14 protein-coding genes are annotated in these 15042 nt (G+C 40.5%); 5 read left to right on the forward strand and 9 right to left on the reverse strand.

All coding sequences use genetic code 11. The features are described from left to right. Window positions 1-2 precede the first annotated feature (2 nt). From CBF35_RS07185 to CBF35_RS07200, 4 genes are all read right to left on the reverse strand, one after another. Complete coding sequence (locus CBF35_RS07185) at window positions 3-1043, reverse strand: taurine ABC transporter substrate-binding protein (RefSeq protein WP_126779577.1); 1041 nt, start codon at window positions 1041-1043, stop codon at window positions 3-5. A gap of 2 nt (window positions 1044-1045) precedes the next feature. After that, complete coding sequence (locus CBF35_RS07190; protein ID WP_126779579.1) at window positions 1046-1825, reverse strand: ABC transporter permease; 780 nt, start codon at window positions 1823-1825, stop codon at window positions 1046-1048. Between the two features lie 72 nt (window positions 1826-1897). Beyond that, on the reverse strand, window positions 1898-3601 hold the full coding sequence (locus CBF35_RS07195; RefSeq protein ID WP_126779581.1) for an FAD-dependent oxidoreductase: 1704 nt from the start codon (window positions 3599-3601) through the stop codon (window positions 1898-1900). A 57-nt stretch (window positions 3602-3658) separates the two neighbouring features. Further along, window positions 3659-4960: a YeeE/YedE family protein gene (locus CBF35_RS07200; protein ID WP_126779583.1), complete on the reverse strand. Its 1302-nt coding sequence runs from the start codon at window positions 4958-4960 to the stop codon at window positions 3659-3661. Between the two features lie 196 nt (window positions 4961-5156). Between CBF35_RS07200 and CBF35_RS07205 the strand changes: the two genes are divergently transcribed. Beyond that, window positions 5157-6029: a LysR family transcriptional regulator gene (locus CBF35_RS07205; RefSeq protein WP_126779585.1), complete on the forward strand. Its 873-nt coding sequence runs from the start codon at window positions 5157-5159 to the stop codon at window positions 6027-6029. Between the two features lie 160 nt (window positions 6030-6189). On the opposite strand, the gene truA is transcribed toward CBF35_RS07205, so the two are convergent. Continuing rightward, entirely contained in the window at window positions 6190-6930 is a 741-nt protein-coding gene (gene truA / locus CBF35_RS07210; protein WP_126779587.1) for a tRNA pseudouridine(38-40) synthase TruA, read from the reverse strand. A 164-nt stretch (window positions 6931-7094) separates the two neighbouring features. Here truA and CBF35_RS07215 point away from each other — a divergent pair, with 164 nt between their 5' ends. The 4 genes from CBF35_RS07215 to CBF35_RS07230 are packed head-to-tail and all read left to right on the forward strand — an operon-like array spanning window position 7095 to window position 9796. Continuing rightward, complete coding sequence (locus CBF35_RS07215; protein ID WP_126779589.1) at window positions 7095-7469, forward strand: ArsR/SmtB family transcription factor; 375 nt, start codon at window positions 7095-7097, stop codon at window positions 7467-7469. Next, window positions 7466-8401 carry an ABC transporter ATP-binding protein gene (locus CBF35_RS07220; protein ID WP_126779591.1) on the forward strand — a complete coding sequence of 312 codons (936 nt, stop codon included), beginning with the start codon at window positions 7466-7468 and terminating at the stop codon, window positions 8399-8401. Before CBF35_RS07215 ends, CBF35_RS07220 begins: the two co-directional genes overlap by 4 nt. After that, window positions 8394-9164, forward strand: a complete 771-nt coding sequence (locus CBF35_RS07225) for an ABC transporter permease (RefSeq protein WP_126779593.1) — start codon at window positions 8394-8396, stop codon at window positions 9162-9164. Before CBF35_RS07220 ends, CBF35_RS07225 begins: the two co-directional genes overlap by 8 nt. Window positions 9165-9193: 29 nt before the next feature. After that, window positions 9194-9796, forward strand: a complete 603-nt coding sequence (locus tag CBF35_RS07230) for a GNAT family N-acetyltransferase (protein ID WP_126779595.1) — start codon at window positions 9194-9196, stop codon at window positions 9794-9796. Between the two features lie 84 nt (window positions 9797-9880). Here CBF35_RS07230 and CBF35_RS07235 read toward each other — a convergent pair whose 3' ends face one another. The 4 genes from CBF35_RS07235 to CBF35_RS07250 are packed head-to-tail and all read right to left on the reverse strand — an operon-like array spanning window position 9881 to window position 15033. Next, the gene (locus tag CBF35_RS07235) at window positions 9881-10735 is read right to left on the reverse strand and encodes an ROK family protein (RefSeq protein WP_126779597.1); all 855 of its coding nucleotides are present in this window, start codon (window positions 10733-10735) and stop codon (window positions 9881-9883) included. Continuing rightward, window positions 10732-12735: an alpha-amylase family protein gene (locus tag CBF35_RS07240; RefSeq protein WP_126779599.1), complete on the reverse strand. Its 2004-nt coding sequence runs from the start codon at window positions 12733-12735 to the stop codon at window positions 10732-10734. The genes CBF35_RS07235 and CBF35_RS07240 overlap by 4 nt, the downstream gene beginning before the upstream one ends. Beyond that, window positions 12735-13700: a glycosylasparaginase gene (locus CBF35_RS07245; protein WP_126779601.1), complete on the reverse strand. Its 966-nt coding sequence runs from the start codon at window positions 13698-13700 to the stop codon at window positions 12735-12737. The genes CBF35_RS07240 and CBF35_RS07245 overlap by 1 nt, the downstream gene beginning before the upstream one ends. Before the next feature lie 16 nt (window positions 13701-13716). Continuing rightward, window positions 13717-15033 (reverse strand): Sapep family Mn(2+)-dependent dipeptidase, encoded by a 1317-nt coding sequence (locus tag CBF35_RS07250; protein WP_126779673.1) that lies wholly within the window; start codon window positions 15031-15033, stop codon window positions 13717-13719. Between the last annotated feature and the right edge of the window lie 9 nt (window positions 15034-15042).

Genomic DNA, 15042 nt, shown 5'->3' on the forward strand with positions numbered 1-15042 from the left:
ACTTATTTTAATGTTGCTTCCAAATAACTAGTATCAATAAATTGATTAATTGCTGCACTTGTCGGAACTTCTGCCAAAACTCCTTGATCTTTTAAAAACTCTGCCGTTTCTAAAAAGACTTGTGAGAATGCTCCTGGCTTCTCTTGTGTTCCTAAAAACCCTTCTTGTAATTGTTCTTCTTTAGTTAACCAGCGCGTGCCTGCCATTTGTGCTAAGGCTTCTGTTTCTGTTATGTCTAAGGCTTTGGCAGCTGCTTTTCCGGCCTTCTTAGGTTCCTTTTGATACAACTGAACCCCTTGATTCAAAATATCGAGGTAACTAGTCACTAGTTCAGGGTATTTTTTTGCAAAATTTTCGTGGACTAACTCAATGTTAGCCGTTAAATAACCTGCCGCTGCAAGCTCTTGACTATCGATGATTACTTGGCCTTTTTCCTTAAGGACAGACAAGGTCGGCTCCCAAGTATAGGCACCGTCAATGTCCCCTCGTTCCCAAGCTGCGACAATTTCACTCGTCTGCATATCTAACAATGTCACTTGATCAGCTATCCCTGCTTCTTTTAAGCTATTTAGCAAGCTATAGTGAGCAGTTGAACTAAAAGGCGTCGCAATTTTTTTACCGACTAAGTCAGCAACTTGACGAATCTCGGTCTCCCCTTGGACGACTAAGCCTTCACTTGAGCCAATAATTTCATGCAACCAAATTAACTTAACTGGTAAATCTGAGCCTAGAGCCACAACACCATTCGTGTAACCCATTTCTGCAAAATCAATACTGCCAGAAGCAAAGGCTTGATTAGCAGCTACTCCCGAGTCAAAAAAGACAAATTTTTGTGAAATCCCTAGCTCGTCGAAATAAGTTGAAAAATAATTTTCAGCAATTGCCACTTGTTTATCGTTAGGCACTCTAATAATACCAATCCTAACTTCTTTAGGATATTCCTGATCAGCCCCTTGCTTGTTATTAGAGTCACAGCCACTGACTAGAAATAAACTTAGACAGAGGAAACCTAAAACCATCACTTGACCTTTTATTTTAGACATCTTTAACTTTTTCCTTTCCAAAAAATTAATTTTTGTTCAATTTTTCTTAAACCTAAATCGAGTAAGATTCCCGTTAAGCCCATTAAAATGATCCCAACAAACATCACATCGCTTTTCAAGTAACGGGAGGCGTCAATTACCATCCAACCGATACCTGAGGTTGCAGCAATCATTTCCGCCGATACTAACGTCGTATAAGCCACGCCAACAGCTGTTCTGAGACCTGTAAAAATTTCTGGTAAACTTCCAGGTAAAACGATTGTCAGAAAAATTTGACGCTTACTGGCACCTAATGATTCTGCACTTAATAATAATTCCTCACTGAGATTACCAACTGCCGAAACACAAGCTAAATAAATTGGCGCAAAAGCGGCTAAATACAGTAAGGTGACTTTTGAGGTTTCATCAATGCCGAGCCACAAAATTAAGAGCGTGTAATACGCCAAGGGTGGCAGTGGCCGATAAAACTGCACGACTGAATCAACAATCGCTCGAAAAGGTTTGAAATAACCACTTAACAAACCGAGAGGAACTGCTGTCAAGACAGCTAAGGTCGTTGCTAAAGTTAAACGGTACAAACTAATCGCCCCATGTTGCCAAAAAGAAATACCGTTGTAACCCTCTTTCACAATTTTGCCAAAGGTTTTAAGCACTTGGATTGGTGAGGGGACTAAGCGAGAAGCCACCAAACCTGTTTCTGTTAGAAGCAACCACAATCCAATAATCACAAACCACGTTCCCCAAGTTAAAACTTTATATTTTTTTTCAGTGACTTGCTTCATCTAGCTTCACCTTTCCTGTTAAATAAAAGGAGTTAGGTCAATTTCCCTAACCCCTCTTATCTTCATTAATTTTTATAGCAAATCAAAGCGATAATTTGTCATAATCGGTGTTCGCTTTTGCATTTGGTCATTGTAATATTCATACATACTGACCCCTAAGAAGGACCCCATTAAGTTGTAGACATTTGCATAACCTAACATGCCCAAGGCTTTTACCATGTTATAGCTCCGTTGACTTGATAGACAATGAACATAAACAGGTTGATCTTTCGGGATTTCAGACAGGCGTTGACGGAATTGACTAAATGGAATATTAATCGCATTCTTTAAGTGGCCTTCTGCAAATTCATGTGGTTCTCGAGCATCGATGATAAAGGCCGACTGTTCAACTAGCCCTCTAATTTCCGTCACAGGTACTTGTTTGTATTCGCCATTCAAAATATTCAACCCAACAAGAGCTGCCATATTTACAACATCTTTCGCTGTCCCAAACATTGGTGAATAAGATAGCTCTAACTCTTTAAGGTCTTCTAAATTCCCATTCATCGTAATCATTGTCGCAATCACATCAATTCGCTTATCAACATTGCCTTGTCCTAGGGCTTGAGCGCCTAAGATTTGCCCTGAAGGATAAGCAAAGACCAGTTTAAAAAATAAGGGCTTCGCATCTGGCATTAAACCGACTCGATCTTTCGGTATCACATAGGCTGTCCGATAATCTAAGCCTTCTTTTTGACAATCTTTTTCATTTAGCCCTGTTGAGGCGGCATTCATACCAAAGCACTGAATCACTGACGAGCCAATGACCCCTGTGTTCCGATAAGTCTTCCCATACATATGATCAGCAGCAGCTCGTGCTTGCCGTTGTGCGGGACCGGCTAAAGTCAAACGAGTTGGTTTTTTAGTTTGTAAATGAGTCACTTCGATTGCATCGCCGACTGCGTAAATATGTGGAGCTGAGGTTTGATAGTGATGGTTAACTTTAATCCCCCCAGTTTCCCCTAGAGTTAAGCCAGCTTCTTTTGCTAAGGTTGTTTCTGGTGTCACGCCAATTGCCATAATGACTGCGCCGGCTTTCACTTCTTTGCCTGAACTTAGAATAACCGAGTCAGCTGTAATCTCAGTTACAGCATCTTCTAATAATAGCTCGACTTGATTATCAATTATTTCTTTATGTAAAATTTGCGCCATGTCATAATCAAAAGGTGCCATTACTTGATTAGCTGCCTCGACTAATGTGACCTTTTTCTGAGCTAAGTGTAGGTTTTCAGCAACTTCGATGCCGATAAAGCCGCCCCCAACAACAACAACGTCACTAATCTCATTCGCCGTTAAATAGTTTTGAATTCCGTCAATATCAGGAACGTTGCGAACCGTAAAGACGTGGTCTTGGCCAATTCCCTTTATGCTCTGTGGCAAAATTGGGTTAGCACCTGGTGACAAGATTAGTTCGTCATAACTTTCTAAAGTTTCGCTACCTGTGACTGTGTTCTTAACTAGGATTGTTTGCTCAGCTGGGTTAATTTTAATCACTTCACTATTAACTTCTGCCTTGATATTGTATTGTTTATCGAAGACTTCCGGTGTCATTAAGACTAGATTACTAGCTTCTGGCACAATCCCACTTAAATGAAACGGTAAGGCACAGTTGGAGAAGGAGACGAAGGGCCCTCTTTCAAACATCGTAATTTCGGCTGACTCATCAATTCTTCGTGCTCTAGCTGCTGCTGATGCGCCACCAGCGACGCCTCCAACAATTAAAATTCGTTTACTCATTAATAATATCCTCCTCAAATTAATTAAATGTCATACTATCTTTTAAAACTGTGCTACTTATTTTCTAGCTGGGGGAACCATTGACATCTTACCGGCAAATAGTTTCAAACAAGCGACCCCACCGAAACACATAGCCACTAGGAACACCCAGCCGGCAATTGAAAAGGTACTCATCGCTGAATACAAGGCACCGGCATTACAGCCTTTAGCCAAGCGAGCGCCAAAGCCCATCATCAAACCTCCCAAGGCAAAATAACTGCCATCTTTCAAGCTAATTTTGAATTTCCATGAAAAACGACCGGCTAGTAAAAAGGCGATGACCGCTCCTGCGACAATCCCTAAGTTGCGAATCGTCCCACCATCACTTAATAAACCACCATTCACATCTGCGACAATTTTAGTAAAAGCTGGCGAATCAAAAGAGACGCCTAAAGGTTGTAGAACTGCTACTGCCAGTTTCGAAAAGGCACTAGTGACCCCCCATGCTTTCCCCGTTGTTAGTAAGATGAAACTACAGATAAACGCAATCAATAGACCGCCAGTCATAAAGGATAAACGTTCAATAAAGAACTTATGGTATGTCTTAAAACTCCAAAAACCCGAATTGTCTTCTGCTAAGGGTTTTTCAAACTCTTCCCAGTCGCCTAGTGGATTAGCGTAGCTATTTGTTAATTTTCGTTTTTGCTCATAATTAACTGTCAGCCAATAAATCACACCGATTCCGATTAAAGACAAGCCAAAGGCCCCAAGGTAACCAAGATAATCTGGTAAATAAGCTTGTAAACCAACTTTCCCCAAGGCTGATTGATCCACAGTGTAACGGGCCCATTCCCCTGGTGCAGAACCAAGAACGAAAAAGATAAACGCAATTAAAGCCCGACCTTCGCCTTCTCCCATATCCGTTAACGTACCTGAAGCACAACCACCGGAAAAGATCATACCCATTCCGAAAATAAAGCCGCCAATAATCGTTGCAATATTAGCGAAGTGGACATTTTGAGTACCTGGAATAATCAAGTCGCTGTCGCCAGCGATAAAGGCCGGAACTGCGCCATTTTGTGCTGCAAACCATTGGGCGCCTAAAAAGACTAACATCGTAACCGCTAACATTACTAATAAGGCTTTCGTTAAACTTCCCTCTCCACGAACGTAAATTCTTTTAATGCCCCCGGCAAAACCAAACCGTGCTCGAGTTAAAACTATTCCTAATAAGATTCCTGATAATAATTGCAGTGGTAAAATAGCTTTAATCGTACTCAGGTAAAGTCCCAAACAAAAGAGTACAATAATTAACAAAATCCCACCGACTGGTTGTCGTTTATCAAAATTTTCTAGTGCTGCTACTTGTGATTTAGCCACTTCCTCGACCCCTTTTGTGATATTTATCACTAATGATTTTAATTTAACTCATCCGGATATATCCGATTATATAGCAGTTCACGTTGTAATTAAAATAACAAGTTGTTATAATGTAATTACTAAACGGAATAGTTTGATAAATATTTCTCAAAGTTCTTACATTGAAAATAAACCGTTTCTCAAAGGAGAATCCCCCATGCTTGATTACCGATATGAGACGTTCATCGCCTTAACTGAGGCTTTGAATTATACGAAAGCTGCTAAAAAATTAAATCTCAGTCAACCGGCTGTGACTAAACATATTCAATATTTAGAAAATCATCTTGGTGTTCGCCTAGTGGAGTATTATGACAACCAACTTAAAATAACAAGTAACGGTCTTTATTTAAAAAAACAACTCCATAAAATCATGACTGACATTGAAGTAACTAAAAATAATTTCACGGCTACTCTCACAGATAAAACCTTAACCGTCGGAGCTAGTCGCACGATTGGTGAGTATTTTATTTGGGATAAAATCAAAGACTTTCAAAATAATAACGCTTACACAGTTAAACTAACTGTCGACAATACTACTCAATTATTAAGCCAATTAGACAAGCGAGAAATTGATCTCGCCTTAATATCCGGTCCCTTTGATCACAAAGACTATGACTCTCTGGCTTTCTTAACACACGATATTATTTGTGTCTGCGGCCCCTCTCACCCCCTGAAAGATCAAACTGTTAAACTTTCAGCCTTAGCTCAAGAAATGATTTTTATTCGTGAAGAAGGCTCAGGTGTCTTAGCCCTTCTGAAAGAAGCCTTAACCAGCTTGCGATTAACAACCCAACATTTTCCTTTTCAAATGACGATTGGTAACATTCATTTGATAAAAAATTTAGTTACGCATAATGAAGGGATTTCCTTTCTTTACCGGATGTCCGTAGCAAAAGAATTGGCTGCTGGTGAACTTCATCAAATTACGATTGAAAATTGTTCCCCTACTTGTGAATTTAAAATAGTTCAGAAAAAAAATAGTGAGTACACAGTTATTATTAATAAGTTTAAACAGTTATTAAGTACTTGATGGGTGGGATGAGTCATAACATCTATTTTTTCAGTCATTAAAGAGTCATTAAATAAATTCTTAGAAGGCAAAACCTTAACCACTGCACCTAAAACATATCCATAAAAAAAAGACTTAGTAGCTAAAAATCACTACTAAGTCTTTTTTGACTGCTTCACTATTAATTATAATAAACTTCATCCAAGAATAAACCATGTGACGGAACAGTCTCGCCTGCCCCTTGACGGACACCACTAGCAAAGATTTCTTCAATCTCAGCCAATTCCATTTTTCCTGAACCAACTTCTAAAATCGTTCCGACAATGATTCGCACCATATTATATAAGAAGCCATCGCCGACGAAAGTAATTTGCATCATGCTGCCATCTCTTTCTATCGATAGCTCTTTAATCGTTCTAACAGTTGATTTTTTGCTTTTCTTCAAAGAAGAAAAACCTAAGAAATCATGTTCACCAACTAGTAACTCACAGGCTTCCTTCATTTTAGCCGTATCTAGATGTTGGGGGTAATGATAACTATAATAACGGTTAAAGGTTGTTGGGATCTCATTCGTCCAAACGTTATACGTGTATTTTTTACCTTTAGCGTTATAGCGCGAGTGGAATCTTTCCGCTGCTTCTTGAGCTTTAATTACGACAATGTCTCGTGGTAAGTAACGATTTAGAAACTCAACCATATTAGCTAATTTCATCGTTGAACTTGTTTTAAAGTTCGCCACTTGGCCTTTAGCGTGAGCCCCAGCATCCGTTCTCCCTGAGCCGGTAATTTCAATCGTTTCATCAGTCATTCGTGATAACACCCCTTCAAGTTTCCCTTGAATGGTTTTATCTGAATCACCTAGTCGTTGCCAACCAAGATAAGCCTTACCATCGTATTCAATTGTTAATTTAATATTTCTCATGTCTATTATTTCTCCTCTTGTGCTCAGTTTATCGCGCCTATCTATTGTAGCAATAAAATGGCCTGAATACTATTTTTCAGAATCTTTTCAGTCTTTCTTGACTTTATATTGATGATGCTCTATATTAAACATTGACGTCTATCTATATTGAAGGAGGAAAAAGCATGAACTATGACCAACTCTCACTCGTTTTAAAAGCAATGGCTGATCCGAATCGCATGAAAATTATTGATTTACTATCAACTGAGCAGCTTTGTGCTTGTGATGTTTTAGCACACTTTGACTTTACCCAACCGACTTTGTCTCATCATATGAAAGTCCTTGAAAAAGCTGGGATTGTCTCTGTTACGAAAGAAAAGCAATGGCATAATTACGCTTTGAGACCAGCGTTTATTCGCGATTTTAGTGAATCAACCGCCCTCTTACTGTCAAATAGTGAACACGGCTACCTTTGCCAAGCTGAGACTTGTGATTGTCATGTCTCCCAAGGAAAAACTGACCAAAAGAATTCATTAACTAAGGAGAAACTAACAAAATGACTTACGCACTTGAAATAAACAACTTAACTAAAACTTACAGCACTGGCGTTAAAGCCCTCCGTGGCATTAATTTAACTGTGGCCGAAGGGGATTTTTATGCCTTACTAGGACCTAATGGGGCTGGTAAATCAACGACTATCGGTATCATCACTTCTCTAGTCAATAAAACCTTAGGCCAAGTTAAAGTCTTTGATTATGACTTAGATACTGACCTGGTTCGTGCCAAACAACAAATCGGTTTAGTGCCACAAGAGTTTAACTTTAACCCTTTTGAAACAGTGGAACAAATCGTCGTGAACCAAGCAGGTTATTACGGTGTTCCTCGGAAAGAAGCCTTGAAACGCAGTGAAAAGTATTTAAAACAATCTGACCTTTGGGAGAAACGCCACGAACGGGCGCGGATGCTCTCTGGGGGAATGAAACGTCGCTTAATGATTGCTCGGGCCTTAATGCATGAGCCACGACTATTGATTTTAGATGAACCAACTGCTGGCGTTGATATTGAACTCCGCCGTGACATGTGGGACTTCTTACGAGAGTTAAATAATAATGGGACAACGATTATCTTAACGACTCATTATTTAGAAGAAGCCGAAATGCTTTGTCGCAACATCGGTATCATTCAAACTGGCGAACTAATTGAAAATACTAGTATGAAAGCTCTTCTAGCTACTTTACAATTTGAAACTTTTATTTTCGATTTAGCCCCAGCTGAAAAGCTACCAGTCTTAACTGGTTACCAAAGCACTCTTGAAGATGACTTGACCCTAGCTGTCGAAGTCGAGCGTAATCAAGGCTTAAATGGCATTTTCGAGCAATTATCCGCTCAAGGGATTACCGTCCTATCCATGCGCAATAAATCAAATCGTTTAGAAGAACTATTCTTAAAAATTACTGAAGAAAAAGATGTCTTGGAGGAAAAAAATGTTTAATCTTTATTTTACCGCTTTAAAAAGCTTAGCAGTTAAAGAAACCAATCGCTACTTACGAATTTGGGTGCAAACCCTAGTCCCACCAGTCATCACAACTTCCCTTTATTTTGTCATTTTCGGCAACTTAATCGGCGGACGAATCGGTGAAATGGCCGGCTTTACGTATATGGAATTTATTGTCCCTGGACTAATTATGATGTCCGTTATTACTAGTGCCTACTCTAATGTGGCCTCATCCTTTTTCTCACAAAAGTTCCAAAAAAACATCGAGGAATTATTAATCGCCCCTGTTCCGACTCATATTATTATTTGGGGCTTTGTCACAGGCGGCCTTGGCCGAAGTATTTTAGTCGGGACCTTAGTGACTTTAATCTCCCTCTTTTTCGTGCCTTTAGCGGTCCACTCTTGGCTAATTGTAATTATCACCTTATTAATGACTGCCATTTTATTTTCATTAGCCGGTTTGTTAAATGGGATTTTCGCGAAATCTTTTGATGACGTCTCAATCGTGCCAACCTTTGTCTTACAACCATTAACTTACTTAGGTGGGGTCTTTTACTCAATCACAATGTTACCGCCAGTCTGGCAAGCCATTTCGAAAGTTAACCCGATTGTTTATATGGTCTCTGGTTTCCGCTACGGCTTTTTGGGAGTGATTGACGTTCCTGTTTTATTCTCAATGGTGATTTTAATTGTCTTTATTGTTGTTTTATACAGTGTCTGTTGGTACTTAATTGAACGTGGTCGTGGCTTACGTAGCTAAGACTTATAACTAATTTAAGGAGGTTAAGGATGACTAAACATCGCCCTGATTTTACAACTAAACCAACTTTAACAGCTGGTCCGCTTCAACTTCGGCCCTTTGCTGAAGCTGATTTTCAGGAGCTTTTAGCAATCATTAGTGAACCGACTGTCCAACGCTTAACTGGTAGCGCCGCAACGACTGTTCAAGCTCAACAACCTTTCACACCCGAAAGGCTTCAGGCAACAGTTGACTGGTACGCAAGCCGTCACACTCAAACCGATCGCCTTGATTTAGCGATTCACAGCCATGATCTTGGTAAAGTCGTTGGTGAAGTCGTTCTTAATGAGTGGGATCCGGACAATCAAAGTGCTAATTTTCGGATTTTAATTGGTGAAGCTGGGCGTAATCAAGGTTTCGGTAGCTTAGCTACCCAATTAATCGTGACTTACGCTTTTGAATACTTACAGTTGCACCGCTTAGAATTAGAAGTTTTTGCTTTTAACCCTCGGGCCCGTCACGTGTATCAAAAAGCTGGGTTCACCTATGAAGGCAGGCGCCGGGAAGCTTTCAACTTTGATGAGCAGTGGGTTGATAGCGAGCTCTATGCTATTTTAGCAAGTGACTATTTTGCTACTAAAAGGACTACTTAACTTTTACGACTTCCTAAGGACAACATTTAAATTAAAACAGAGAAGAGTTGCCTGACATCAGTCACGACTCTCTTCTCTGTTTTTTTAATTTATTTTCGTTAAAGCTGCCCCAATCAAATTGGCATCATTTTTAAATGTTGCCAACTTGATGTTAGGTCTCAAGGGACAGCGTTGCCCATAAGACATAATCTCAGTTAAGGCTTTTTCGATATTTTCAAGTAATTCTGGATGTTGCGTAATTCCCCCACCTAAAATGAAAAGCTCTGGGTCAATAATGTATTGCAAATTGTATAAACCTAAGGCTAAATAACGATACAAGTCGTGACACAAGCTTTGGGCCAGCTGATCTCCGGCCTCGGCTAAAGCAAAGACTTCTTGACCGCTAAAGTCTCGATCCTTGCCTTGAGAGTATTTGCGAGCCATATGGACGGCAGAACCTAAGATGCTCCATTCATGCCGACCATCGACTAGCATCATGCCGTATTCACCACCATAATAATGCTGACCGCTGCGAATCTCCCCATCTAAGACTGTAACCCCACCAATCCCCGTACCAATGACTAAAAAGACAATGTTCTTAGCAGATTTCCCCTGACCTAAAGCCATTTCTGCTTGGCAGGCGCAATTAGCATCATTTTCAAATGTCACTGGTAATTGATGTTTCTTTTGAAAATACTCAATAAAAGGGACATCGTGTAAATAATGCAGGGAGCTAGCGCCTTCAAGCCAGCCAGTTGTTTTATTAGGCACTCCCGGTACACTAAAGGCGATTCTCTCGATTTCATATTCTTGCCGATAATTACTAATTAAGGCATCTAATTTTTCCGCCATTGTCAACCACGTCAGGGGAGAGTCAAACTGTTGTTTCCCCTGTAACGCCCCATCGTAAATGGCACTTTTGACACTACTACCACCGATATCGATAGCTAAAATCATCATTGGCTTGACTCCATTTGAACTTTAAAGACACTGTGTGGTTGTAAGACAGGTAGCTTAAAGCTCACATAGCCAGCAACTACGTCAAAGTCAATCTCTTCATCAGTGAGAATATTCGTGACTTTCTTAACGCTTGTTTCAGCCACATAACAAGCTAGCTCAATGTCAGCTAAAGGATAATAGTTTTCAATAGTATAAATGTCCTCTGATTTCTTTTCGGTAATGTAATGGAGACTATGAATTAAGTATGTCTCATGATCCACTGATTCATTGACCGTTGTCAGTAAAGTCGATGGCCCATTATGAATTAATTGCTTCATTGGTAAACATTGTTCTAGCACATCTTTCAGTAATTCTTTAATAAAGGCCGGAGCATTTTTACGGTAACTTCTAAAAATTGGTTGACTGAAATAGTACACCCCATTAGTCACGGTGACAGCTGGCGAGCCAACTTGACGACTTGATGGTGCATGTTGGTGAGAAATAAATGTCTTACCTTCCCGGTTGAAGTAAGCTTCGACTGTGTTTAATAACACCTGACTTCTTTCCGCTACTACTTCTTGACCTCTTAAATAAAAGACATGTTCTTCTTTTGGTAAAGCTTTCCCAATCACGTCATTAGGAATAATAAACTCCCGCTGGAATTTCCCTGGTCCAAGGCGTTTAATGCCGTACAACTGACTGACTTTTGCTTTTTCGATCATGGCTTCGTAAGAACCGATAATTTTGCCACCACTTGCCACAAAAGCTAGTAATTTTTCTTCCAAGTCTCGGCTATAAGGGGTACTGTCTGGCAAAATTAACACTTGATAGTCTGAAAAGGCCATTGTTGAATCAATAATATTAAATTGGTAATTAAGTTCTTGCAGTAAACGAGTCACACCAATTAACTCTGGACTAGTTCTCGGCTCATCTGATCCTGGCACCCAATATTCTTCCGGTGTTAAGACGCCAATTTCCACGATAGGACGTGAGGCCAACTTGCAGTCAGCTTCGATTTTAGCGACTGGTCCGTAAACTTGACCAATTAAGTCATAACCGGCTTTCGATAAGACCCCATCTGGATGAAGTTGATCGCCAATTGAAGCACCTAATGCTCCTAAGGCAAACATATTAAAGACTTCAAATTCTAAAGCTGGTTGGTTTTTTAATGAGTGAAAATCTCCCCAGTACGTATGAAATTTACCAGTCATACCGATAACTTCTTTGCCTAAATTCCGGGCATAGCGGGCCGTAATTGGAAAATGATCGTAGCCCCAACCGCCACTTGGCAAGCTTTCTAATTCCAGATGAGAGTAACTTGGTAAATCAGCTTTATCGTGAGGGCCAATGTGAGAGCCATTAAAAAAGACGTTAGTTTCAGGAATTTCTTGCCAAATTAAGGCAGATATTTCAGCTTTAAACTCATGGAGCATTTGTTTTGAATACATTAGCCGGTTCTTTTTGACTGAGGCATCAATGGCCAAATCAGCCATCTTTGCTTGGCAATACTGACAGTGACAATCCACAGCGAATAAAATATCCATGAAGACGCCATCAATCTTTTCCCGGCCAATACTGTCAAACATGTCTAACAAATGGGCTTTAAAATAGTCACGATAAGGGCTATTAAGGCAGATAGTATAGTAAAAATGCGGTTCAGGAATCCCTTGGGTATTAATAAACTCCCCTTGCTCATCAACTGACAACCACTCTGGATGATGACGACTAATGTAACCATCCCATTGAACCGTTGTATAAACTGGCACATCAATGTTCGCTTCATGACAGGCATCAATTTGCTCAATTAGTAGTTCGTGATTCTTTAACTCCGGATGAATCATTTCTGGTTGTCTTTGACTAGGGTAGTATAGCCAGCCGTGGTGACATCTGGCAAAGCAAGTAATCGAATCCGCATGGGCTGCTTGTAAGGTTTCAACAAAGGCTTTTTTATCAAAAGCCGCCCCAATTTCTGGGATAAACTCACTCGTATGAAAATCTAAATGGACTTGTCTTGAACGCATTATTTTATTCCTCCAATCGGTGCTTTAATTCTTGTAGCATAGGCTGCTAACCATTCTTCTGAGGCGACTTCAATCTTAGGCAGTTGGCTACCAGTGACTGGTGTCGCAATGTAAATTCTTGGTTCTGATAAGTGATTCCCGACAACAAAGGAGAATTCAACATTCGTCGCTACTCCCCATTCCCCTTGGGTATTCATACAAACTAATGAAAATGCCCCAACTTTGCCTTTTTTAGCCTGAAGTTTTTGACTAAATTCCCCCATAGCTTGATTAACAGCTGTTTGAGGATCAAGGCCGGTGCCCATTAGCCGGACTGTTTCATAACTTAAACAGCCCTTCATTAAGTCTTCCCCTAAACCAGTAGCTGTCGCCCCACCAATCTCACTGTCTACGTAAAAACCTGAACCTGATAAAGGTGAATCGCCGACTCGACCGACTTTTTTCATAAACAAGCCACTACTTGATGTGCCGGCAACCATACTGCCAGCTTGGTCTAAACCGACCATCCCAATGGTATCGTGACCATTATAAGGATTTAAATTATTTTCTGAAATTTCTTTTAAGCGAAGCTGCCATGTTTGGTTAGCTCGTTCCGTTAACATGTTTTGAATCTCAAAGCCTTCCTTCGTTGCATACTTTCCAACACCATCTCCGACTAAAAAAGAATTAAACCGCTCATGACTTAATTTTTCAGCTACTGCAATCGGATTTTTTACATGAATACTGCCTGCCACAGCGCCGATGTCGTAGTTATCACCATTCATAAAGGCGGCGTCTAACTCGACAATTCCTACCTCATTAGGCAAACCGCCGTAACCAACGGATTTATAGTAGGGATAATCTTCCACCATTTTAATTGCTTCTACTACTGCCTGGGTTGCTGTCCCGCCTTTTGTTAAACCTGCCATCGAATGACTAATTCCTTCGTAAGCCATTCGCCATGTTGCAATCAAACCATAAGCCATCACTATTCCTCCTTAATTATTGACACAATGCTAGCATTGCCTGCATATAAATCTCCATATTTTTTAATAAATCCTTTTCGTCCATGTATTCATCAACGTTATGGGCAATCCCCTTTTGACCTGGAAATGAGGGCCCGAAGGCAACCGTATTTGGCATTGCTCGGGCATAAGTCGCCCCTGTCGTTGTGACTGGTGGCGCGCTAACACCCATGACTTCTTCATAGACTTTTGTCAGTTGTTGGATTTCCGGCTTATTTTTATCGACTAGTAAGCTTGGGTAACTCCTTAAAATATTAAGGTGGCTGCCCGGCGGTAAAGCCGTTTTCAGTCGATTCAAGACTTCCTCTTCCTTATAACTGACGGGATAGCGAATACTGATGCCTAAGCTCATCTCTTTCTCTTCTTTCCGTAATTCAAAGGGGGTCACAATTAAGGAGCCACTTGCTTGATCGGCTAAGGCTAAATTTAAACCTTCACCGTAATGCTTTTCTTTAAAGGCCTCGACTAACCACTGAAAGTAGTCGGTTAATTCACTGTTTTCTGAAGGCAGTTGGCTGATTCTTTCTGCCAAATCAGTAATCGCATTACTCCCCGTTTCTGGTGAATTAGAGGGACTTCTTCGACCTTTGCCGACGACTAACTGTTTGAAGACTGTCGTTTCTAAGAAATCTGGCACAAAACTCGGGCTTTGATCCCCACGAATCTCAGCGATTAAAGATAAACCGCTTTCATTCAGCGGTGTTTTAATTTCCAAGCGAATGATTCCTCGTTCACCGTAAACCACCGGGTATTTACAGTCTGGCGTAAAGGCAAAGCTTGGGGCTTTTTCAGTTGCTAAGTACAGTGGAATATCACTTGAGCCACTTTCTTCATCAGTACCAAAGATAATCCGTAACGTCTTATTCAGTGGCAAAGCCATTTCTTGTAATAATTTCAAGCCATATAAACAGGCAAAGATTGGTCCTTTATTATCTAAGATCCCCCGACCGTAAAGACGACCATTTGCCAGAGATAAATCAAATAGCGGATAACTCCACTTGCCAGTAGCTGCTACGACATCGAGATGACCGACAATGCCAATATAGTCATCGTCATCTTCGCCGATTTGCACATAAGCTAAAGCATCAGCCACGACTTTCGTCTGAAAGCCATAAGCTTTTCCTAATGTTACAATTTGAGCTAGAACTTGCTGATTGCCCTGACCGAAAGGCGCCCCAGGTAAGGCCGCAGTTTTAACACTTGGGATTTTTAAGAGGGTTTGTAAATCTTGATAAAAAGCCTCTTTACTTGCTAAAATCTTTCCTTGAATCGCTGCTTGATACTCGATTGTCAGCACCTCATT

It is taken from the genome of Vagococcus salmoninarum (assembly GCF_003987495.1).
GTDB lineage: Bacteria > Bacillota > Bacilli > Lactobacillales > Vagococcaceae > Vagococcus_D > Vagococcus_D salmoninarum.